Genomic DNA, 21,430 nt, shown 5'->3' with positions numbered 1-21,430 from the left:
ATTCATTCCGGTAGACTTCACTTTCATCTTGTAGAAGGGGGTTTTTTGCATGGAAAGGCAGACAATGACGGTGAAAGAGGTTGCGGATTTTCTTGGGGTGCATACGGATACGATATATGCATTGGTGAAAGAAAAGCAGATTCCGCACCTGAAGATTGGGACGCGCATTTTGTTTACAAAAGAATCAATTAGCCTGTGGATTCAGGATCAAGAGTATTCCAGCCTGCGTATTTAATATACGTGGGTTTGTTGTGCTTTCAGTTATCAACTATTTTACATACCGGAGAGGGAAATGATGATGAATTATATTAAAGAGTTGAATGCGTTTAGGGACAGGTTACTTATGAATGAGCTTACGGCTGGGGCAATTGTTTTATGGTATACACTGATGAGCATGAATAATGCTGCTGGGTGGAAAAAACAGTTCAATGCGCCGAATGCGGTTGTTGGACAATTATCAGGCTTATCGAAGCAGGGGATTTTGGATGCGCGGAAGATCCTTATGGAGGAAGGGCTGATTACGTGTGAAAATGGCAAAAGAGGGAAGGCGCCGATCTATGAATTGATTTCCCTTTTGCCAAATGCTGACCGAGTTCTTGACCGATCAACAGACCATTCGCTTGACCAATTATCAGACCAATCAGCAGGCCAATTCACGGACCAATTACTTGACCAATTACAAGACCAATCCGTGGACCAATCACCAGGCGAATCCTTGACCATACCTAAACAGAAAGAGAAACAAGAGAGAAGAGAAGAAGAAACACGCGAGGACAACCTTGTTTCCATTTACGAGAAAAACATCGGCAAGCTTAACCCGCTTACAAAGACTGATTTGCTGCAATGGTGCCGGAGACTTGGAGAAGATGTGGTGCTCGAGGGGATTAAGCTGATGGTGAAGCATGATGGGCGGACGTTTCGCTATTTGGAGAAAATTTTGCAGGAGTGGGCGGGGGCTAATGTGAAGTCACTGGATGATGTCTGGAAATATGAACAGCAGAAAATGATGCGGGATAATACGATTCCCTTTCGAAAGCAGCCGGCAGCGGGTAAGCGGTCGGTGTTCGATGAATTACGAGCGGAGGCAGGGCTATGAATCAACAAGAGGCCATTCACGTACTGGAAACGATCGGTGATATTTACCCGAAGTTCGAGGTGTCCAAACAGAAGGCGCACTTGCTGATTCAACAGCTGATTCAAATGGATTACGACCTCGTGATGGAGAAGCTTTCCGCCTATGTTGGGGCCCATGCCTTTGCACCGACACTTGCGGAAATTGCTGCGTACCCGCCTGTCTGTAACGATCATCTGGAAAATATCACTAGATGGCGGGCCGAAGCGGCTACTGTTCCAACCGAAGTGAAGCGGGCATTCCACCAGAAGCTGACAAAATTATTAAAGGACAAGACGAATCATGGGCTTAGCTAACTTCGACGCAGAGATTTCTGTATTAGGGTCGTTGCTTTTGGAGGGGTCACTTTTTACTGATCTGGAACTGCAGGTGGAACATTTTTATCATGCGGAACATCAAGTGATTTTTCGTGCTATGAAGCAGGTCGCCGGTGCGGGGGATAACATTGATTTGGTTTCTGTTGTAACGGTGTTGGGCGAGTCGCTTGCTGCAGTTGGGGGATCGAGCAGGTTAGTAGAAATGGCGGAATCTGTACCTAGTCTGGAACGTGTGAAGCTGTACGAACGGCTGATTTTCGATGCGTACCGAAATCGAATGTCCAGGTCCAGTGCCTTGCAGTTTGCGGAAAATCCTACTGATGAAGCGCTTGACCTTTTGATTAGCCAATTGACGGAATACCGTGAGCTTGGTGTGCGTCAGCAGGACAAAACGGCGTATGACTATCTGCTCGAAATCACCGATGACATGTGCTTCCCGACCGATGAACAATCGGGATTCTGCACGTCCTTTCATGATCTGGACGATATGACAGGCGGCCTGCAGCGTGGCGAATTGATTATTGTTGCGGCACGGCCATCGGTAGGGAAGACGGCATTTGCACTGAATATGGCAGCTGGTCATGCCAAAAATGGTGGTACATCGTTGATTTTCAGTTTGGAGATGGGCACGAAGCAATTGCTGCAGCGAATGGTCTCAGCGGAAGAGACTATTAACAGTCAGAAATGGCGCAACATGATTTTTTCCGAACAGGATTATGCGCATGCGTTACAGGCAATTGGCGCCATTTCCACCTGGGACCTGCATCTGTACGATAACGTCCGGACTGTGGCGACAATCCGGTCAACAGTCCGAAAAGCAGTTCGTGAACATCCAGGTGGCCGTCACGCCGTATTCATTGACTATTTACAGCTGATGACCCCGTCAAATAAACACGAGCGCCGGGATTTGGAGATTGGGGAAATAACGCGTGAGCTGAAGCTGCTTGCAGTGGAGCTGGACATTCCAATCGTATTGCTGTCGCAGCTCTCACGGGGCGTTGAATCACGGCAAAATAAACGCCCGCTCATGTCAGATTTGCGAGAGTCAGGCAATATCGAGCAGGATGCGGATGTTATTTCCTTTTTGTACCGGGACGATTACTACAGTCTGGAACCCAGCAAAACAATAGAGGTAATAGTGGCTAAGCAGCGAAATGGCCCGACTGGAACGGTGCGGTTGAATTTTGATAAATCGTATGGGAGGTTTGAGAATGTGGTGGGGTGAATGATGGAGTTGGAATAAGGTTGATGATTTATTAGAAAATCCTGCTTTTTGCCAAGAGCTAATGGTGAAAGCCTTAGATTTTTTTATATTTTATACCAATAAAGATTTAACTACTTATGGGCAATATATAAGCTAAATCTATCTCGTAAATCTCCTAAGATTTCTTGTGGCACTTCCCTGACCTTGATATCCCTACCTGGGAAAAGTAGCCAATTTGTTATTTCGGAAAGGATGGTATTTTTTGAACTGGGCAATCGCTTTTGGACCAAGTTCAAGGACAAGCTTGGTTACTTCTTCTTGTTTACTTAGTTTTTCTAAAATCTTTTTCTTACTTAATCTTTTTTTGGTGGGTAGGGTTTGACATCGATGAGATGGTCAACAGGAAAAATCTGATTTTCTTCTTGCTTTAAGTTATAGCCTTGAATCAACCAAAGGCTTTTTTCACGATAGAGGTGCAAGAGATAAATTGGATAAGATCTTATTACCTTCTCTTCGTTGATCATAAGTAGCAAATTGCGATCCAAAAGAAGGGTTTGAATAAGTTTCTCTAATATAGGATGAGGTAAATCTGAAAGCTCAAGTAGGTCAGGATTATTAGGGTTTGTCCATTCAAAAAGCAAGATTTGATTTAAAAGAACAAGGTCATCTTGCTGGTTTTGTGAGATGAGGCCAAGTAATTTTTCAGCTAAGGACTGACGGCTTTTTAGATAAGTAAGTTGTTGATTTCGTGTCGCTATAAAGGCAATAAATAGAGCTTTAATCTCATTGTCGGTGAAGCGAACAGTGGGCAGGACGAAGTTGTTCATGACAAAATAACCCCCGTCCCTTCCAACTTCAGGGACAAGCGGCATACCCATGGCTTCAATTTCTCTGATATCTCTAATAGCCGTCGAACGGGAAATGTTAAATTCCCGCATAATTTCGGAAATTGTAAAGTGGGAGCGGTTGTTGATATACCGCATGATAATATTAATCCGTTCAACTTTTTTCATCGGAACCTCCTAAACAGTATCATTTTTTGACATGATTTAAGGTTATTATATACGTATCAAGAGAAAAGACAAATCATTTGATAAATTTTTAAAAAAGGAAGGTTTTGAACATGGCAGATTATAACTTAGAAGAAAAAGACAGCTTTACCGTTTTAGGTATTGGAACAGAGCTTCAGAGTGATTACACAGACTATGCTGGCATTAACAAGGAAAAGGCAGATTTTTGGCAGGCTATCAATCAGAATGGAGGGATTGATCTGTTAAAAGCTGTCGCCACAAATGACTACATTTTTGTTGTGAACGAAGCGGTAAATAACAAGATGATGCATTATGCTGGTGTTATGACAGAGGAATCGATACCAGAAGCATCGAGGCTTATCCAATTCCCTAAGGGGGAATATCTCGTTGTTAAAGGGGAAGGTAATTCGGCTGAAGAGTTAAGTAACACGCTTACTGGCACAGCCTTTGGTGAAGTCTTGCAGGAAGTAAATAATGTTGCCTATGTTGGTGGACCAAATGCAGCTGTTGTGATGGGGCAACAAAACGGCCTCCTATATGGTGAAATGTGGATTCCTGTTGTTAGGAAATAAAGGGATGTGTCCATTTAGGAGTTAATCATTCGGAAAGTGTGCAACCTTGAATAAGTTTTCACTTGAAACAATGATGAGGAGGAATCAAATGAGCAAGGTTATTGGTACGGAAACAACCGCGAAGGTAGAAACCCCGCTCCAAGGAAAAATGATTGCTTATTGGTTAGTCACATTACTACTCGCAGGATCGATTACATTAAGTGGTATCGGGCAACTGATGCGAGTTGGGGGAAACATTGAGTTAGTGACGAATATCGGTTACCCATTATACATCACGACTATTCTCGGGACTTGGAAAATACTTGGAGTCATCGCTATCGTCGTGCCACGTTTTCCTCGACTTAAGGAATGGGCTCATGCTGGTCTCTTTTTTTTAATGACCGGTGCGGCTTTGTCTCATGCGTTTGCTGATGATTATGGTGATTACGGATTTCATTTTATCCTTCCACTTTTCTACGCTGCACTCAATATCGCTTCATGGTCGCTGCGTTCGAAGAGCCGCAAACTGTAAAGAAGGATGGATTTTTGGTAAATTTGGCTTCTTGTTGTTTGAAAATAAAAGGGAGGGATGGAAGTGTCCTATATCGTTGATTTTAAAAATGTGTCTACAGTTGGTTTAGAGTGTTCACCTGCGGCAGAAGCGCTTGCTGGTTTACGTGCAAATGAAGGACGTTACTTTATGAACAAATACAAACATCAATTTACGGTTGTCCCAGCTAGCGAAAGCCAGGAGACCCTTGATTATGTAAAACAGATTTTGAAAGAAGAACGTGATATTGATTTTACTGCCAAACCTATAGAAACATCGCGTTTTCAAGTGGAAAATATCAAATTTGCCTACGTCTTTTATGAGGATGGTCTAGGAGTCAACGTCATGTATACGGTTGATGACCCTAAGAAGCGAGCTGTTGGTTTTAAGCTTTCTGAGGGGATGGAGGTACCAAAGGAGTTAGAAGGGAAATTTAAATTTGCTAGGCAGAAGTCTAAACTAGCCGGAACAATTCGGGGATCGTTTTTTGTAATTAAAAGAGAATATTAAAGTAAGCCATTTTCTAGTGAGTTTGGCGATAGCAAGGGTAACTAAATTAACAAGAAAAGATAAATGGTTTATTCAATCATCGGGCGCTTATCTTGAATAAAGTTAGACGCCCGTCTTGCGTATTAGGGCCATATTGTGGAACAAGATCTTTTTAAAAAACGGAATCTTTAATCGGAATGGGAAATTATCTGCAAAAATTGCTTTGACTATATCGAACCAATCGTTTAAACTTGTTCTGCTCCATGAAATCTGTTATCCAGTTCTCCATGCGTTACCTCCATGATTTATGAATGTCCATTACTAAGTATAGAAGAGAAGCAATCAGGATATGCTATCAAATTTATATCTTGAAAAAGATTGCAATACAATTATTGCATCTTCCACTCGCATTTCATAATTAATTTACTTTCTTTATATTCCGCGATAAGGTTTCCATTCATTTTCTGCATAAGTCCCTTAGCGATAGATAACCCTAGTCCTGTACCTTGACTGGATCGTGTTTGATCGGCTGTGTAAAACCGATTGAATAGCATATCTAAATCATTTCTATCCAACTGATTCGCATCATTACTTATTGTCATTATAACTTTTGAATCACCCTGTACAAGACTAATCGACACATTACCACTCGCGTGTTTAATCGCATTGTTGATAAGGTTTTCCATAACTCTTTTTACGGCTGACTCATCTGCGATAATACTAATCTTCTCTTTTGGCAGCATAATAATTGGTTTTAAATCACGTTCAGTAAACTGGTCATAAAATTCCATGAGCACTTCTGAAACCACGTTATTCATTTTTATCGTTTCAAGCTTTAAATAATGATCGACAGATTCGATAATCGACAACTCAAAAAAATCGTTTAACAACACTTGTAAGCGTTTCGTCCGATCCTTAATGATCGCAACATATTCTTCTCTTTCTTCAGGTGTAACATCTTTCGCTTCTAATAGTTGAATATACCCAAAAATGGATGTCAAAGGGGTACGGATATCATGGGATATATTTGCTACTGCTTGTTTCAACTCCATTTCCGTTCTTCTTTTATCAGCATTTGCTTGAACAATTAAATCAATTTGTCGATTAACACCTACCGAAAGTGCTTCAATATCCTTATCAAAAAATGTAATATCAACTTTCTTTTCAGTATTATGATAATTATAGTTCTCTAGTTGTTTTGTAATACTTTTCATTTCTTTTTTTACTAGATAATAACGGATGAGAAAGATGACTGCTAATAGAGCCGAAATAACGCTTATATAAATCATGTTTCTCACCCGCTTTCTTATTTTATTTCTTTTTTACGAAATACGAAACTGCCAAGAATTCCAAAACCAATATAGGTTAGAACTGGCACAATAACATGTTTAGTTTCTATTTCCAGCTGACTAATTTCTAGAAACAGCTTAAACACTGAATGATTGAATACAGGCTCCACTATTGCTATTTTCGTAGCCAATACATAAAAAAGGGTATCAAATAGCAGGAAAAATATAATTAAAAACCCAATTGCTTTCCCACTATCTGTCAGCATAATTGCGAACAATGCCATAATCGATGAAAATGCTGCAGCATAAAGAATCAGTAGCCCAAGCGTTTGTCCAAAATAAGTAGCATCTATACCTTTGGGCATTTCGCCAAAACCGTATAGTAACGTTCCGGTACCTGTCGCAACAATAGGGAATATTAATGAAATGATGATGGACCCGAATGAAAATACGAATAATTTTGACCAAAAAATTTTCATTCGGCTATTACCAGTAGCCGTAAGACTTTTCATCGTTCCTATGGAATATTCACTTGAAATAAAAAATCCAGCAAGAATACAGGGAGCTATTTTCGTAATGTAGTTATTACCTGCAAACGACCCAAGATATACTTCCATCCCACTATTTAAATTTGGATCATGATCAAGGTATTCTAACACTGTCCAACCGATAGCTGACAGGAATAAAATGATAATTACTGTCCAAAAAGATCGGTCTCTGCGCAATTTAAATAATTCGGCTTTCATTAAATTACCCATGTTGCACACCCCCAATCAACTTGGTGAAATAGCCTTCTAAGTCTTCACCCATTGGCATGAATTGCTCGATGACTAATCCCGTAGATGACAGGACTGTTGACACTTTACCTGGTTGATCAACATAGTTATATAACTTAATGGTACCATCTTGCATCACCTCAAAATTGGTGGTAGCAAGTTCATTTTCAATCGTTACTGCTGCTTTATCCGTATTATCAACTTTTATATGCAGATATTGTTGACATTTTTCATGTAACGCATTCGCTGTTAACTCCTCCAACAGCACCCCTTTATGGATAATCCCATAATGAGTCGCAAGCAAATGAAGCTCACTTAAGATATGACTTGATATTAAAATTGTAATTCCATTTTCACGGTTGAGTCTTAACAAAAGATCCCGCATTTCAACTACACCCATTGGATCCAGCCCATTAGTTGGTTCATCGAGAATTAAGAATTCCGGATCACCTAACAAGGCAATGGCAAGCCCAAGTCGTTGTTTCATCCCTAGCGAAAAGTTCTTTGCTTTCTTTGTGCCTGTACCTTCTAATCCTACAAGCGCGAGGGTTTTTTGGATAGATTCTTTTCCTGGAATTCCCTTTAGAAGCCGTTGACTTTCTAAGTTCTCGCTAGCACTCATATTTGGAAATAATGCTGGGCCTTCTATGATTGTACCAATTCGTTTCCTTGTTTGAATCAGTTTATCCCCACTACTTTCACCGAATAACTCGACGGACCCATTCGTGGGAAAAGCAAGTCCCATAGCAAGTTTTATTAATGTTGATTTCCCTGCCCCATTTTGGCCGATAAAACCATAAATAGAACCCTTTCGTATGGAAAGGTCCACTTTATTCAAAGCGAATTGACTTTTATATTTCTTCGTTAAATTAGTTGTTTTAAGAACATAATCGTCCATTACCATTTACCTCCCTCATGTGATAGTTCAATTATAAAAACGAAAACATAAGAAAGGCTTAAGACAATTCTTAAGAAAACCTTAAGTTTTAAGTCGGTATCCCATTCCCCAAATTGTTTCAATATATTCTTCCTGCGGATTAGCCTTGGCCAGCTTATTCCTTAGGTTACTCATATGAACATTCATTGTATTATCATCCCCATGAAAATCCTCATGCCAAACGCTTTCAAACAAATTAGCTTTCGTAAATACCTTTTTAGGAGAGGATAAAAGGATAACTAGAATAGCATATTCGCGTGCTGTCAGCGTTACCTCTTTACCGTTTACTTCCGCCGTCTTAGACTCTGTATCCACACAAATATCCTTGTGTCTTAATTCCTTCTTTGCTTGGGATTCGATATTTCGGCGACGGTATCGTCTTAGGTGCGAATCAATTCTTGCCGACACTTCATCAATATCAAACGGCTTCGTTATGTAATCATCTGCACCTGTTCGTAATGCATCAATCTTCGTCTGTTTCTCTAGTTTTGCCGAGATGATAATGACAGGAACTGCTTTTTGTTCAACAGTTTTCGCGAGGATCTCTTCTCCCGTCATACCTGGAAGCATTAAATCCAGTAAGACCATATCCCAATCTTGTTTTTCCATATGGATCATTGCCTCGGTTCCTGAATAGGCGGATTGTGGGGTATAACCACTTTTACGTATGATGTTACATAACAATTGATTGATATCATTATCATCTTCAACTACTAAAATATTGATTGGATCATCCATTTTATCTACACCTTATTTGTTGTCTTTTATACTTATAGCATATCATTTTACTCATATTTATTAAGTACTTTTTTAATCGATTGATTCAGTTTACTCAAATTGATCTTTTCTACTTTTTTATTTTTTAGATCGTACTTTTGTTTTAATTCAATGGTTCGACGAACACTTTCATTGATTCTTCCCTCCGATATTTCACCTTTTTTAACAGCTGCATCACCAATATTAAAGTTGTTTGTTATTGGTCATATCATCCGTGATCTCAACTCCGGTAAAATTAAGATTTGTGCGGCAAATAGATAATCTGTTTTATTTCAATTACGAAGGTTTTACGTTTCTAAGGATTACCGAAGAAAAGGTCTTTGGACTGGTAGGTTTTTGCCATCAGTCTATTTTTATTTCATTAGGGTCTAATCTACTGATACTAAATCGATTTTCTATAAAATCAGGCTTTCCGATGTCTCATATGACTTATCCCAAAGGCCTTATCGTTGTGAAGTCTTCCATTTTTAACGTCACAAGCTATTTAGAGTTGTAAATCTGCATTTTCGGGACGGGACCCCAATAAGGAATGGCGCCAACATGGCATACAAGAGCCAGATTATTGAATAAGAACATGAAACCTTTTAAGTATTTAAACGTAAAAAATGTCTTAGGGTAAAGTAATTTATTGAAAGGATGTTTCAACATTGTACGAATACAGATTTTATAACACTATTTCCACAAAACCTTCCTCTATTTATGATGAGAACGCTAAAACGATAGGGACTATCACAAAAAAATATTCTAACCCATTACAAAAAGTATTAGATATTTTGCTAAAAGGTCGATACTTTGTAAATTACGAATTAGAAAGTAAAGACCATCAAGTGGTGTTCAAATCTAAGAAGGAACCTAACCCATTTAAAAGAAGGCAATATTACATTAATTATAATAAAGATAATACTGATTATTATGTTCACCTGGAAGATAAAAAAAACTTTGGTGTAGGACAATACACTACTTTTCAATTTAACAAGGAAACATATGAATTGGAACAAAGCTTTACAGATTGGGCTAAAATTACAAAGAATGGTGTTATTCTTGCGGAATGGAAATCAAATCTCAAACCTCCATTCAAAGCCTATTTTAATTTAACCGACCAAGAATATGAAGATAAAATGTTATTTTTTATTGGCATTTTTCATACATACCTTCACGCAGCATAAAATCTGTGAAGGATTACACTTAAACTAATACCAGCCAATGGTTGAAAGGACAATTCCGTTAACGGGCGCAGTAATCTAAGAAGGCGTCTATTTAAAAAGGGCACATAATTTGTTTGGGCGTTCTAATTCTGGATGAATGAATATAGGTGTACAATAGTGATGTTAGCTTATAATCATTAGAAGGAGAGATGCTTAGATGGGACGACTTGAAAATAAAGTAGCGCTTATTACTGGAAGTGGAAGCGGAATCGGGAAAAAAATCGCCTCCGCATATGCAAAAGAGGGAGCAAAGGTCGTTATTGCAGATTTTGCTGAGGAAGCGATGAATAATACTGTAACGGAACTAACAGATGCTGGTTATGAAGCTATCGGCGTGAAAGCGAATGTTGCTGTCAACGCTGAAGTAGAGCATATGATTGATGAGGCGATTGAAAAGTTTGGACGGGTGGATATTCTAGTAAACAATGCTGGGGTCGGTGATAATATGCAATCGGCTGCCAATGTTCAAGATGATACATGGAATCGGGTCATGGGCATCAACTTGAATGGTGTTATGTATACCATACGAAAAATAATTCCTCACTTTCAGGACATTGGTGAAGGAACAATTGTTAATATGGCATCAATTACAGGCCTTACCGGTGGTCGTGGTGGACTAGCATATACAGCAGTCAAACATGCCGTGGTCGGAATGACAAAAAACGTAGCATCGCATTATGGACCACATAATATTCGTTGTAACGCTATTGCGCCAGCACAAGTGCAAACCGGATTTGCTTCGTCTATGGAAAATATTGACTCATTTGGTATGGAGGCTGCCACACGCGGAACAAATTTAATGCCTAAGTCTGGAACAGTGGATGACATTGCTAATATCGCACTATTTTTTGCAACCGAAGATTCCTCATATGTCAACGGTGTCACATTGGCTGCCGATGCCGGATGGAGTGCTTATTAAGGAAAAAGTTTTAAAACTGATGAGGGAACCGTCTTTTCGAACGGTTTCCTCTTCAGTATCTTTGCCTTTGTAGGACGATAAGCCTAAACAAGACAGAAAGTGAAAAATAGTTTCAAGCAATAGGGAGCTTTTCTTGAATAATAAGGAAGCGCCTTTTTTGCAATGGTGATAGGTATGGAGATTAGTTTTCGGTAATCGCTTATGAGGGGATGTGCAAAAATACCCATTCTATGTTTTTTACGGGGTGTGATTTATTAATCCAGCAATTATAAAAATGGATACGCATCATGTGTGAATGTACGTTACCAATAGAAAATGTGATTAATATACTAGTAGTAGATAATGTTCATCAAGGGATGTCAGGTTAGCCTTCAGAACGGAGGTGGTGCCAGGTGAGTTTATATGAATCGGGCTATATTGTGGAACATTACTTAAAGAAGAGATACTTAAACAAATCATGTGAGTAGTTTGGTAATACTATAATAATTAAACAAGTATTCTGAACCCGTTGAATGAACAATAATACTTTGGTTTTTGGTCAAATATATAACTTTCAAGTAAAAACTTAATAAATACTAATAGGTGGCTAAACGTTTTTGTTGTGATTCTTTATTTTGAAAATGAACGATTTTTCCCAGTTAGTCGTATTACATATAGATTATTATTTTATGGAGTAGATCTCATGGATGAAAAGGATATAATTCGAAAGGCGAAAAAAGGAGATACATTGGCGCTTTCGAAACTGCTACAACAGAATTATTCGTTCCTCGTAAAGTATTTAATGAAAGTTACCCTTCATCCACAAATCGCGGAAGATTTAACACAAGAGACGATGATGAAGTGTATTGAAAAAATCCAACTGTATAATGGTGAATCCAAGTTTTCTTCATGGCTCATCACAATCGCAACGAACCTTTTCATCGATCAACAGCGTAGAAAGAAGCGGGAGAAAAACTGGCTAGAGCAGGAACAAGCGCTCCGAAAAATGAAATGGAATGCAGCCAATATGAACGAAGAATGGATAGATGTACTTGATGTACTTGCCCAAATGAATGAAGAAATACGTTTGCCAATCGTGTTAAAGCATTATTACGGATATTCATATGAGGAAATTGGAAAAATGATGGGTATTGCTGAAGGAACAGTAAAATCTCGAGTTTCAAATGGTCTAAAAAGTGTACGAAAGGAGTTGGCTGAACTTGAAGGAGTATGATTCTAAAAATAGTAATTCTATGTTGGATGATGAAGATGAATTAACGGTTAAGCAATTAATAGATGGTTTAGAAAAACTGGATCAATGGAATCCAGTATCTACTCCAAACTTACAATGGTTTCAACAGAATGTTGAATTAGAGAAAAAAAGAATACGAAAAAAACAATGGAAAGACCTCCTCACGTTTATCTCTGTTGCAGTATTTGTGCTTTCAGTTGTGATTGCTGTCGTTTATCGTCAGCCAATTCTTTTTCTATATTTTCAGCTAGTGGGGATTATCTTACTGCCCTTAGCTCTTAACAAAACGAGAAAGAAGGTCAGTAATGAATGAACCCAAACGAACTAAGTAGCATACCGCTTTGGTTATCAGTCGTGATTGCATTTATTCTGATTTGCCAGGGCTCATGGATGTTTTGGGATGCACGGAAGAGGGGACACAATGCTTGGCTATGGGGCTTTTTAGGCCTTATTCAATTTCCAACGTATCTTATTATCTATCTTATTTTTGCAAGAAAAATATTTAAAAGAAAGGTCTCAGGATCAAATTCCTGAGATTTTTTTATTTTTTTCGTGAGTGAACGATTAGGCGAACGTAATCGTAATAAGGGTAAATAAACAATTTGGAGGAGAAAAAAATGAATGTATCGTTAAATGAAATCCCTTGGGGAGCGATTGCGCCAATTCTTGTCTTACAATTAATTCTTATGATTACTGCATTAGTTTCTTGTATTAGAGAAGAAAAAACGAACGGACCAAAATGGTTGTGGATCCTTTTGATTCTCTTTATCGGCTTAATAGGACCAGTGCTTTATTTCGTTGTTGGAAGGAGAAATAATTAATGGAGTTATTAAAGGCAAGCGATTTAGTAAAAAGATTTGGAAATACGAATGCTGTTAATGGAATCAATTTTCATATTGAAGAAGGCAGGTGCGTTTCATTACTTGGACCAAATGGAGCAGGTAAAACAACGACATTAAAAATGCTATCCGGATTGTTGGAACCGACTTCAGGTAGTATTGATTTTAAAGGGGAGAAAGCAAAGGATTTAAGGCAGTTTATTGGGTATTTACCTCAATATCCTGCTTTCTATAATTGGATGAGCGGAAAGGAGTTTCTTGTTTTCGCGGGGCAATTAGCAAAGCTGAATCATAAAGAAGCAGAAAAAAGAAGTGAAGAATTACTTGAACGAGTGGACCTAATGAATGCGAAGAAAAGAAAAATAGGGGGTTATTCTGGTGGAATGAAGCAGCGCCTCGGATTGGCACAGGCACTAATTCATCGTCCGAAATTACTTATTTTAGATGAGCCTGTTTCAGCACTCGATCCACTTGGGAGACGGGAAGTGTTGGACATGATGAGAGAGATTAAAGAGGAAACAACAATTCTCTTTTCAACCCATGTCCTTCACGATGCAGAAGAAATAAGTGACGACATTCTTATCATGCATACCGGGGAAATTGTGATATCAGGTAGCCTGGGAAATGTAATGGAAGAGTATCGACAACCTATTTTACAAATTGAATTCGAATCACAGCCTACCGACTGGCTAAAGAGCATAGCGAGTTATAGCTTCGTATCTGAAGTAAACATTCAAGATAATAAAACCAGCATCGTATTAAAAGATATGGTAAATGGGAAGCAAACATTATTAAAAGATATCGTGGATAGAAAACTTCCGATTCGTAAGTTCGAGATTTCCCAAACAACATTAGAAGATTTATTTATGAAGGTGGTGAAGGCATGACACAATGGACTGTTCTTTATCGAAAAGAAATGACGGAAATGGTGCGAAATTATAAAATTTTATGGATTCCAATTGTCTTTATTTTGCTAGGTGTCATGCAGCCGGTTAGTTCGTATTATATGCCGGAAATTTTGGACACTTTTGGCGGTCTTCCAGAAGGTACAATCCTTGAAATGCCAACTCCAACTGGGGCAGAAGTATTAATGAAGGTTCTATCTAATTATGGGATGCTTGGTGTACTTATTCTTGTTTTGGGTGCAATGGGTGTCGTTTCCGCAGAAAGACAGAGTGGAGTAGCAGGGATGGTCATGATTAAACCAGTTCCTTATTCCTCGTATATATTATCGAAATGGGCTGGGTTACTTACAATTACACTGATTTCATTGTTTATCGGATATGTAGCTTCTTGGTATTATACGAGTTTACTCATTGAAACAGTCGCTTTTGAGCGCATTTTTCAAAGTGTAGTGATCTACAGTATATGGTTAGTTTTTGTTGTTACATTGACGCTCTTTTTTAGTACGATAATGAAAGGAAATGGCAGTGTCGCTTTTGCTACAATTTTTGTGGTCTTTGCCATTTCGACGGTTACATCCATTCTAGGAAAGTATATGAAATGGAGCCCGGCTACGATGACTGAGCACACAGGACAGGTCTTGTTGTCAGGAGAACTAGATTCTAGTTTCTTGCTAGCTTTTATTACAACTATTGCTATTATCATCGTCGTTCTCATCTCATCCATACAAATCTTTAAGCAAAAAGAGCTATTGGAATAAAAAAGGTAGAAATGCACCCTAGAGCAGCAGTTGAAATTTGAGTATAGTAGGGGGCTATGAATATTAAAGGTAGTATATTAAGAGTTTTATTATCGGGTTTAAAGGCAGGAATTTTAGTTTATATTTTTAACAAACTAGTTGATAATGAAATCATTGAAAACATTGGACTTATTATTATTGTTATTTTTTCTGTTCTTCAAAAGGAGAACGACCTGATCAGTAATTTGATTTTTTATAAAACTAAATGGTGCTTATCTTCTATAAGGTGGGATTAATGATCTTCCTTAAACGGGCGCTATTCCTTAATAAGGATTTTTCATATCCGATATATTCTAAATATTACCTTTTGTGTTAAAATTAATTGAATGATTAGTGTGGGAAGCATGTGATTGAAATTGAACTATAAATAAGTACTATTCATGAAAAGGGCCATTTTGCGGAATATGGACGGCAGGCGCTTTCTTGGAAAAAGCCATGAAAAAAGCTTAGACTACATTTCATAAGAATAGCCTAAGCCTTTTTGTTTTGATACCTATAAACATTTAAAATAATAAATTTGTTTAATTAGAACCTGCTCCCATAGGCTGCACCCTTCGGAGATATACGTTCGATTTCTGCCAGGTCTTCATTTGAAAGGGCAATTTGAGAGGCCTCGAGGTTTTCCTGGACTCTTTCTAACCGTTTGGTACCTGGTATGGGGACGATTTGATCTCCCTGTGCCAACAGCCATGCCAACGCAAGCTGTGCAGTCGTACATCCTTTTTGCGTAGCCATTTTTTCTATGCGAGAGGCTAACTCTACATTTTTAGTGAAGTTTTCACCTTGAAAACGAGAATACATTTCCTGTGGGTAATCCTTTGAGAGATCATCCAATTTTTTAACCTGACCTGTCAAGAATCCCCTGCCTAGCGGACTGTATGGGACGAGGCCAATTCCTAGTTCTTTGAGTAGCGGCAGAATTTCGTCTTCTACATCTCTACTCCACAAGGAATATTCCGTTTCCACTGCGGTGATCGGATGTACCACATGTGCGCGACGAATGATGTCAGCTGGTGCTTCTGACAGGCCGATATAACGAACTTTACCCTGTTTAACTAGATCATCTAAGGCTCCAATAGTTTCTTCGATAGGAACATTCGGGTCATACCGATGTTGATAGTAGAGATCAATGTAATCAATTCCGAGACTATACAGACTCGCGTCAACGGATTTTTTAACATAAGCTGGGTCTCCCTTAAAACCTTGATTATGAGTGACCCCAAATTTTGTTGCGATTACAGCTTCATCACGCCTTCCCTTTAATGCCTTGCCCAACAGCTTTTCATTATCTCCAAACCTTGCCTCAAGATAACCATCATTTCCGTAAAGGTCTGCGGTGTCAAACAAAGTGACACCATTATCCAAAGCTCCTCGAATTGTATCAATGGAAGATTGGTTGTCGGGCATGGTCATCGTACCATGTCCGATAGCGGAAACCTCCAGCCCTTCGTTCCCGAGCTTTCGTTTTGAAATGTCTTGATTATAAGTCATTAGAATGTCCTCCCCTAATTTGCGATATGCTTTTATCATAACGAATAAACATGGCTGCAACCACTGCATGTTTATACTAGTAATGGTAGTAACAGGATGTAAAAATTGCCCATATTAAAACACCTGTATCAACCAGTTAAGTTGGACAACAAATCATTTTATCTTAAGCAAAATGAAAGCTATACTGGTAACGCAATGAGAAAGGAATGAATCAAGTCTTATGCAAAAAAGTGTACACTCCAAGGTATTTGGGCAATTTTTAAAATCCAGGCGAGAACGGGTTCAGCCTGAAGAAGTTGGCATTCACATGACATCGGGACGGCGGAGAACGCCGGGGTTGCGCCGGGAAGAGGTTGCTTATCTTAGCCACGTTAGTGTGACGTATTATACATGGTTAGAACAGGGAAAAGACATTCAACCTTCACGGGATGTTTTAATGAATATTGGCCAGGCGTTACAACTTAGTCCTGACGAGAAAGAACATCTTTTCAACTTAGCGTATAATGAAGCATTATCGTTGCCGAATGATGAAGAACAATATAATGATTCATTACAAGCTACAATCTACGGTTTACCATTTCCATCCTTCATTACAGATCAGCGTTCCAAGGTTATTTTTTGGAATCAAGGGGCAGAAACAATGCTTTTTCCGTTTTCTTCTTGTGCTTCCGAAGAACGGTATTTACTACAACTCCTATTTTTGGAAGGAAGTATTATGGATCGTATTCAAAATTGGGACGAGTTTTCAACCTATTCGGTTGCAGTCTTTCGGGGCATTTATGACCGCTTTCCGGAGGACCCCATTCTTAATCAACTCCTTTTAAATCTAAAACAGCAAAGCAAGTTGTTTCAAAATCTATGGGAACAGCATCAAATTGAACAGAAGAAGGTTAGTTTCATTTCGATAAATGATGAGCAAGGCCAAACCAATCATTTCCGAATTCATTCCGCTACCCACGTGGATGGAAACGAAAATCTTTTTTGGTGTATGTATGTTCCTGTCTCTTAAAGTACTGTCCACATCAAATTTTAACGTGTGGTTAAATTCACCCTTGATCTTCCTCAAATTGGGCGCTTATCTGAAATAATGATTTGCGCCCAATGTTTAGGAATAAGATCATTTGTGGAATTAGAGAGATGCCTTTAAGGACAAGGCTCGCTTTTTCCTCATATAAAACTTACGCAAAAAAATTTATGTGCTGAAGCAAGGATATCACTCTATTAACTTTTGTGATCGCCTTCGAATAGCGCGGTATAAATAAAAACCAATAGACTGAACACTAAAGTTACTGTTGCAAAAATCCATGCTTCTCGGAATCCGTTCATAAATGAACCTAAACCACCATGTGAATGGGTCTGAATAAATGATGAGGTTACCGCCGCATATAAGGCAATCCCAAGGTTCTGTACCATTCGTTGCACAGCACCTATTGTTCCTTGGACTTCTTGGCTTACTGCTCCCATGATGGCCGATGTGTTTGGAGGAAGAAAAAAACCAGCGCCAAAGCCGTAAATTAATAGTAGGACTCCAATAAGAATGGAACTCCATCCAGATTGTATTGTTCCAAGAATTCCGTATGGGATAGCCATGATAATAAGACCAATTATCATTAGCCGGGTAGTGCTCACCCTTCCAATCAGTCGCCCAGACACTTTAGACATCATAACCAAACCTAGTGGGGCAGACAAATTGACTAGGCCTGTTTGCCACGGTTCAAGATTGGATACCTGTTCCAAAAAATAAGGTGGAATAATAAATCCTAGTGAAGTTGTCCCACCAAGTACAAATATCCCCAAGATAGGTGCTGAGAAGGCTCCATGCAGGAATAACCTTAAGTCAATAATCGGCTGTTTTGCTCGCACCTCCCAAAGAATAAACGAAATTAATAATAAAGCAAACAGCACAATAGGACCGATTGTGGGCAAACTTAAAAAATTTGAAGTTGATAACATCGATAGACCCTGAAGTAACGCCAATACAGATAGTGTTAATAAAATGTTGCCCGGCAAATTAATTTTGATTGTACGTCTTGATTCCTTCACCCTTTTGATCAAATATACACAGCCTACTAAACCTACTAAAACGATGGGAACATTGATCCAAAATATCCATCTCCAGTTACCCACTGAAATTAGGAATCCTCCAACACTCGGCCCCAATACTGGTCCTAATCCTAAAAGAACACCTAAGGTTCCAAACGCTGCCCCCTGACGTTCCTTTGGTATGGCAGTAGTAATAATGGCCGTCGCTGTCCCTTGTAACATGGCAGCGCCAATCCCTTGGAGGGTGCGAGATGCAATTAATTCTCCCGGTGATGTCGATAGTCCGCAAAATATGGAAGCTATACAAAAAATAATTAAGCCGGAAGTATAGATTTTTAAACGACCGTACCTATCACTTAAACGTCCAAATATAATAATGGTCCCAACCAAGGCCAATGTATACATTGTAATAGACCATGTCATAACAGTAATAGATGAATCGAAAGACCGTACCAACGTTGGTAATGCCACATTAATAATACCTGTGTCCAAAGTAGACAAAAGCATGCCTATGCCGGCTGTAAAGGCCACAATTTGATCAGCTCTTTTATTCATAAAAATCACCCCAGATTCCAATGTAATGTTATTTGAATACTAACCACCGTGATTATATCAACTGGATATTTCATGTGCCGCCGAAATGTTAAAATGATATACTTTAATTGGAATATCTCTGGAGGTGACCATAAATGTCTGTGTATTCGAATGTTTCCGTGACTGCATCTCTTATAAGCCATCCAACCCGAATGGCCATGTTGATTGCTTTGTCAGACGGACGTGTATTGTCAGCTGGTGATCTTGCTTCAACCGCCGGTGTATCACCACAAACAGCCAGTGGACATTTATCAAAATTAATGCAAGGATCATTGATTACAGTAGAAAAGTCGGGTAAACACAGATACTATAAGCTATCTGGACCGAATGTGGCTGAGGCGGTCGAGGCAATCGCAGTCATCTCACCTCCACCTCAAGTGAAGTCTTTGCGAGAATCTAATGATAAAAAGGCTCTTTACTCGGGGCGTACATGCTACGGCCATCTGGCAGGGAATTTGGGTGTAAAACTTACAGAGGCACTTATCAAACTTGACTATGTTAAAGTTTTAGAAAAAAGGTACCAATTAACAAAAAGCGGAAATGAATGGATCCGTGATTTCAAAGTAGTTCTATCACGGAAGGTTGATTATGAGGCTATTCCTTATCATATCGACTGGACGGCACGTAAGCACCATATTGCTGGTCCTTTAGCCCTAGCAATCACTAAACGTCTGCTTGATTTAGGTTGGATTGAGGAAGGTTCTACACATCGTTCGATTCAAGTTACTGAAATGGGGCGGTCCGAAATTTTAAAGGAATTTGGCTTCGACCCTATTTCTGTTTCTAAGGGATAATTGGGTTACAATTGAAGTAAATCAGATTTGGGGAGCAGAGTAACATTATTCAAGAATAGGGCGCTTTAACGGAATAAAGGTTATACCGCAATACCAGCTAATAGCTGTCAATAATTAAGGCTAAAAAGTTTCTAAAAAACATGTTACACTAAAATTGAACATACTAAATAAACCTTTTGATTAAAAGGAAAAAAAACAAAGGAATTTGAAGCAAATTACACTTAATCTACAAAGACTTCTTGACGTTTTAACATGGCATAAATCCAATGAACAAGCTTGTTTGCGCAAGCAATTAGAGCGACTTTATGTGGCTTGCCTTCATTTCTTTTACGATCATAAAAAGCAATTAGTTTTTTATTTCGTCCTTTGGCTAAACCACACTGAACAGCTGTGTAAAGCGTTTGTCGCAGTCTTGATGAACCTCTTTTCGTAATCCGATTGATAGAAGCTTTAAATTTACCTGATTCAAAAACAGATGGATCCAATCCTGCGTAGGCTACAAGTTTTTTAGGATGCTCGAACTGGTTGATATCGCCAATTTCGGAGAGGATTGTTGCCGCAATCTTATCTCCAATACCAGGTACGGATTGGATTAATCTGTATTCTTCAAAAGAATTTGAAAGCGCATTTATTTCTGTTAACAACTCTGATAAATGCTCCTGATATTGAAAAAGCATCTGAATATACATACGCAGACTGACCAGTTGTCCATGGCTAATTTGAGATTGATAGGGATTGCGTCTTGCAGCTTCTTTTAATTGCTGCGCTTTGTCTAAAAACCATGCATGAGAGCGCCTGACTCCAAATTGACTCATCTCTTCAGCTAACTTCTCATCAGCGACTTTATGAATGTCTATAGCAGTTGGATAATTCGATAAAGTATTTAATGATAATTTTCCATACAAATCGCTAAAAGCACAATGGTATTCTGGGAATACTTGATCCAATGCCACTTGAAATTGAAGTTTTATTTGAACATAACTATCTGTTAAAGCACTGTGCTGTCTTGTTAAAAGTCTCAAATTAAGGGCTTTATTCGTTTTCCTTTGATAGATTTCAAGGTCTTCTTTATAATAAAGCTCACCTAAATGAAATGCATCAGCTTTATCCGTTTTTACTTGGCGTAAATTAGTTTTCCTAGCTTCAAAGGAAATCACTGGATTGACCAAATAATAAGCTATATCTTTATCCTCGAGAAATTGAAGTACAGGTTCATGGTAATGTCCGGTAGATTCAAAGATTACAGCCGGAGGCTGACCAGAGACCTTTTCTACTTCTTGATAAAAGTTATGAAATGTTTGAAGACCTAGTAAATCGTGTGTGAATTTAAAACTTTGCTTATACGTTTCTTTTCTTTGTAAAAAGGCTTGAACTTGGCTTTCACCTTTTGCAACATCCAAGCCAATTACAGGATCCATATAAATCACGCTCCATTTAATAGATTTGCCAGTGCACCTCTTCATCACTTGTAGTGTCATAGCTTCGCTTGTTATACGGGATCTGAGTCCCAACCAGCCTCAAACATGTTTCTACAAGTAGAGGGTGGACAGTATTGCGGA

23 protein-coding genes and 1 pseudogene are annotated in these 21,430 nt (G+C 38.8%); 16 read left to right on the top strand and 8 right to left on the bottom strand.

Translation table 11 applies throughout. The features are described 5' to 3' along the window. Positions 1–49 precede the first annotated feature (49 nt). From CFK37_RS19675 to dnaB, 4 genes are read left to right on the top strand one after another with little or no spacing between them, the layout of a single operon-like run. On the top strand, positions 50–235 hold the full coding sequence (locus CFK37_RS19675) for a helix-turn-helix domain-containing protein (protein WP_089063464.1): 186 nt from the start codon (positions 50–52) through the stop codon (positions 233–235). Between the two features lie 57 nt (positions 236–292). Further along, entirely contained in the window at positions 293–1,096 is an 804-nt protein-coding gene (locus tag CFK37_RS19670; protein ID WP_089063463.1) for a DnaD domain-containing protein, read from the top strand. After that, on the top strand, positions 1,093–1,428 hold the full coding sequence (locus tag CFK37_RS19665; protein WP_089063462.1) for a hypothetical protein: 336 nt from the start codon (positions 1,093–1,095) through the stop codon (positions 1,426–1,428). Before CFK37_RS19670 ends, CFK37_RS19665 begins: the two co-directional genes overlap by 4 nt. Continuing rightward, positions 1,415–2,674: a replicative DNA helicase gene (dnaB, locus tag CFK37_RS19660; RefSeq protein ID WP_089063461.1), complete on the top strand. Its 1,260-nt coding sequence runs from the start codon at positions 1,415–1,417 to the stop codon at positions 2,672–2,674. Before CFK37_RS19665 ends, dnaB begins: the two co-directional genes overlap by 14 nt. A 110-nt stretch (positions 2,675–2,784) precedes the next feature. Here dnaB and CFK37_RS19655 read toward each other — a convergent pair. Further along, a pseudogene (locus tag CFK37_RS19655) lies at positions 2,785–3,666 on the bottom strand (helix-turn-helix transcriptional regulator). A 110-nt stretch (positions 3,667–3,776) separates the two neighbouring features. On the opposite strand from CFK37_RS19655, the gene CFK37_RS19650 reads away from it, so the two are divergent. The 3 genes from CFK37_RS19650 (at position 3,777) to CFK37_RS19640 (ending at position 5,295) form a co-directional block, all read left to right on the top strand. Continuing rightward, positions 3,777–4,256 (top strand): GyrI-like domain-containing protein, encoded by a 480-nt coding sequence (locus tag CFK37_RS19650; RefSeq protein ID WP_089063460.1) that lies wholly within the window; start codon positions 3,777–3,779, stop codon positions 4,254–4,256. Positions 4,257–4,344: 88 nt separating this feature from the next. Continuing rightward, positions 4,345–4,767 carry a DoxX family protein gene (locus CFK37_RS19645; RefSeq protein WP_089063459.1) on the top strand — a complete coding sequence of 141 codons (423 nt, stop codon included), beginning with the start codon at positions 4,345–4,347 and terminating at the stop codon, positions 4,765–4,767. A gap of 63 nt (positions 4,768–4,830) precedes the next feature. Then, the gene (locus CFK37_RS19640; protein ID WP_089063458.1) at positions 4,831–5,295 is read left to right on the top strand and encodes a phage tail protein; all 465 of its coding nucleotides are present in this window, start codon (positions 4,831–4,833) and stop codon (positions 5,293–5,295) included. 368 nt (positions 5,296–5,663) lie between these two features. Here CFK37_RS19640 and CFK37_RS19635 read toward each other — a convergent pair whose 3' ends face one another. The 4 genes from CFK37_RS19635 to CFK37_RS19620 form a co-directional block, all read right to left on the bottom strand. Continuing rightward, a complete protein-coding gene (locus CFK37_RS19635) occupies positions 5,664–6,563 on the bottom strand; it encodes a sensor histidine kinase (RefSeq protein ID WP_089063457.1) in 900 nt (299 codons plus the stop codon). A gap of 17 nt (positions 6,564–6,580) precedes the next feature. Then, positions 6,581–7,321 (bottom strand): ABC transporter permease, encoded by a 741-nt coding sequence (locus CFK37_RS19630; protein WP_089063456.1) that lies wholly within the window; start codon positions 7,319–7,321, stop codon positions 6,581–6,583. Continuing rightward, positions 7,314–8,237: an ATP-binding cassette domain-containing protein gene (locus CFK37_RS19625; protein WP_089063455.1), complete on the bottom strand. Its 924-nt coding sequence runs from the start codon at positions 8,235–8,237 to the stop codon at positions 7,314–7,316. The genes CFK37_RS19630 and CFK37_RS19625 overlap by 8 nt, the downstream gene beginning before the upstream one ends. An 81-nt stretch (positions 8,238–8,318) precedes the next feature. Continuing rightward, positions 8,319–9,014, bottom strand: a complete 696-nt coding sequence (locus CFK37_RS19620; protein WP_089063454.1) for a response regulator transcription factor — start codon at positions 9,012–9,014, stop codon at positions 8,319–8,321. 686 nt (positions 9,015–9,700) lie between these two features. Between CFK37_RS19620 and CFK37_RS19615 the strand changes: the two genes are divergently transcribed. The 7 genes from CFK37_RS19615 (at position 9,701) to CFK37_RS19580 (ending at position 14,910) form a co-directional block, all read left to right on the top strand. Next, on the top strand, positions 9,701–10,219 hold the full coding sequence (locus CFK37_RS19615) for a tubby C-terminal domain-like protein (protein WP_089063453.1): 519 nt from the start codon (positions 9,701–9,703) through the stop codon (positions 10,217–10,219). A 196-nt stretch (positions 10,220–10,415) separates the two neighbouring features. Then, positions 10,416–11,177 (top strand): glucose 1-dehydrogenase, encoded by a 762-nt coding sequence (locus CFK37_RS19610; protein WP_089063452.1) that lies wholly within the window; start codon positions 10,416–10,418, stop codon positions 11,175–11,177. Positions 11,178–11,859: 682 nt separating this feature from the next. Next, positions 11,860–12,390, top strand: coding sequence for an RNA polymerase sigma factor SigY (sigY, locus tag CFK37_RS19605; protein ID WP_089063451.1), 531 nt, complete (start codon positions 11,860–11,862; stop codon positions 12,388–12,390). Next, positions 12,377–12,721, top strand: coding sequence for a YxlC family protein (locus CFK37_RS19600; RefSeq protein WP_089063450.1), 345 nt, complete (start codon positions 12,377–12,379; stop codon positions 12,719–12,721). Before sigY ends, CFK37_RS19600 begins: the two co-directional genes overlap by 14 nt. 304 nt (positions 12,722–13,025) lie before the next feature. After that, a complete protein-coding gene (locus CFK37_RS19590; RefSeq protein ID WP_089063448.1) occupies positions 13,026–13,229 on the top strand; it encodes a PLDc N-terminal domain-containing protein in 204 nt (67 codons plus the stop codon). Beyond that, the gene (locus CFK37_RS19585) at positions 13,229–14,134 is read left to right on the top strand and encodes an ABC transporter ATP-binding protein (protein WP_089063447.1); all 906 of its coding nucleotides are present in this window, start codon (positions 13,229–13,231) and stop codon (positions 14,132–14,134) included. Before CFK37_RS19590 ends, CFK37_RS19585 begins: the two co-directional genes overlap by 1 nt. Next, entirely contained in the window at positions 14,131–14,910 is a 780-nt protein-coding gene (locus CFK37_RS19580) for an ABC transporter permease (RefSeq protein ID WP_089063446.1), read from the top strand. Before CFK37_RS19585 ends, CFK37_RS19580 begins: the two co-directional genes overlap by 4 nt. A gap of 564 nt (positions 14,911–15,474) precedes the next feature. On the opposite strand, the gene CFK37_RS19570 is transcribed toward CFK37_RS19580, so the two are convergent. After that, complete coding sequence (locus CFK37_RS19570; protein WP_089063738.1) at positions 15,475–16,422, bottom strand: aldo/keto reductase; 948 nt, start codon at positions 16,420–16,422, stop codon at positions 15,475–15,477. Between the two features lie 238 nt (positions 16,423–16,660). On the opposite strand from CFK37_RS19570, the gene CFK37_RS19565 reads away from it, so the two are divergent. Further along, positions 16,661–17,449, top strand: coding sequence for an MmyB family transcriptional regulator (locus CFK37_RS19565; RefSeq protein ID WP_089063444.1), 789 nt, complete (start codon positions 16,661–16,663; stop codon positions 17,447–17,449). A 212-nt stretch (positions 17,450–17,661) separates the two neighbouring features. On the opposite strand, the gene CFK37_RS19560 is transcribed toward CFK37_RS19565, so the two are convergent. After that, positions 17,662–19,038 (bottom strand): MFS transporter, encoded by a 1,377-nt coding sequence (locus tag CFK37_RS19560; protein ID WP_172840538.1) that lies wholly within the window; start codon positions 19,036–19,038, stop codon positions 17,662–17,664. Between the two features lie 134 nt (positions 19,039–19,172). On the opposite strand from CFK37_RS19560, the gene CFK37_RS19555 reads away from it, so the two are divergent. Continuing rightward, the gene (locus CFK37_RS19555; protein ID WP_089063443.1) at positions 19,173–19,871 is read left to right on the top strand and encodes an ArsR/SmtB family transcription factor; all 699 of its coding nucleotides are present in this window, start codon (positions 19,173–19,175) and stop codon (positions 19,869–19,871) included. Positions 19,872–20,092: 221 nt separating this feature from the next. Here CFK37_RS19555 and CFK37_RS19550 read toward each other — a convergent pair whose 3' ends face one another. Further along, entirely contained in the window at positions 20,093–21,289 is a 1,197-nt protein-coding gene (locus tag CFK37_RS19550; protein WP_089060885.1) for an IS110 family RNA-guided transposase, read from the bottom strand. Between the last annotated feature and the right edge of the window lie 141 nt (positions 21,290–21,430).

The sequence above is a fragment of the Virgibacillus phasianinus genome, from assembly GCF_002216775.1.
GTDB classification, from domain to species: Bacteria; Bacillota; Bacilli; order Bacillales; family Amphibacillaceae; genus Virgibacillus_F; species Virgibacillus_F phasianinus.
The sequence above is the reverse complement of the archived record's forward strand: the minus strand, read 5'-3'. Positions and strand labels throughout refer to the sequence as shown.

Coding starts and splice junctions, on each gene's coding strand:
- CFK37_RS19675 (WP_089063464.1), top strand. CDS start 50: ATGGAAAGGCAGACAATGACGGTGAAAGAGGTTGCGGATTTTCTTGGG.
- CFK37_RS19670 (WP_089063463.1), top strand. CDS start 293: ATGATGATGAATTATATTAAAGAGTTGAATGCGTTTAGGGACAGGTTA.
- CFK37_RS19665 (WP_089063462.1), top strand. CDS start 1,093: ATGAATCAACAAGAGGCCATTCACGTACTGGAAACGATCGGTGATATT.
- dnaB (WP_089063461.1), top strand. CDS start 1,415: ATGGGCTTAGCTAACTTCGACGCAGAGATTTCTGTATTAGGGTCGTTG.
- CFK37_RS19650 (WP_089063460.1), top strand. CDS start 3,777: ATGGCAGATTATAACTTAGAAGAAAAAGACAGCTTTACCGTTTTAGGT.
- CFK37_RS19645 (WP_089063459.1), top strand. CDS start 4,345: ATGAGCAAGGTTATTGGTACGGAAACAACCGCGAAGGTAGAAACCCCG.
- CFK37_RS19635 (WP_089063457.1), bottom strand. CDS start 6,563: ATGATTTATATAAGCGTTATTTCGGCTCTATTAGCAGTCATCTTTCTC.
- CFK37_RS19630 (WP_089063456.1), bottom strand. CDS start 7,321: ATGGGTAATTTAATGAAAGCCGAATTATTTAAATTGCGCAGAGACCGA.
- CFK37_RS19625 (WP_089063455.1), bottom strand. CDS start 8,237: ATGGACGATTATGTTCTTAAAACAACTAATTTAACGAAGAAATATAAA.
- CFK37_RS19620 (WP_089063454.1), bottom strand. CDS start 9,014: ATGGATGATCCAATCAATATTTTAGTAGTTGAAGATGATAATGATATC.
- CFK37_RS19610 (WP_089063452.1), top strand. CDS start 10,416: ATGGGACGACTTGAAAATAAAGTAGCGCTTATTACTGGAAGTGGAAGC.
- sigY (WP_089063451.1), top strand. CDS start 11,860: ATGGATGAAAAGGATATAATTCGAAAGGCGAAAAAAGGAGATACATTG.
- CFK37_RS19590 (WP_089063448.1), top strand. CDS start 13,026: ATGAATGTATCGTTAAATGAAATCCCTTGGGGAGCGATTGCGCCAATT.
- CFK37_RS19585 (WP_089063447.1), top strand. CDS start 13,229: ATGGAGTTATTAAAGGCAAGCGATTTAGTAAAAAGATTTGGAAATACG.
- CFK37_RS19580 (WP_089063446.1), top strand. CDS start 14,131: ATGACACAATGGACTGTTCTTTATCGAAAAGAAATGACGGAAATGGTG.
- CFK37_RS19565 (WP_089063444.1), top strand. CDS start 16,661: ATGCAAAAAAGTGTACACTCCAAGGTATTTGGGCAATTTTTAAAATCC.
- CFK37_RS19560 (WP_172840538.1), bottom strand. CDS start 19,038: ATGAATAAAAGAGCTGATCAAATTGTGGCCTTTACAGCCGGCATAGGC.
- CFK37_RS19555 (WP_089063443.1), top strand. CDS start 19,173: ATGTCTGTGTATTCGAATGTTTCCGTGACTGCATCTCTTATAAGCCAT.
- CFK37_RS19550 (WP_089060885.1), bottom strand. CDS start 21,289: ATGGATCCTGTAATTGGCTTGGATGTTGCAAAAGGTGAAAGCCAAGTT.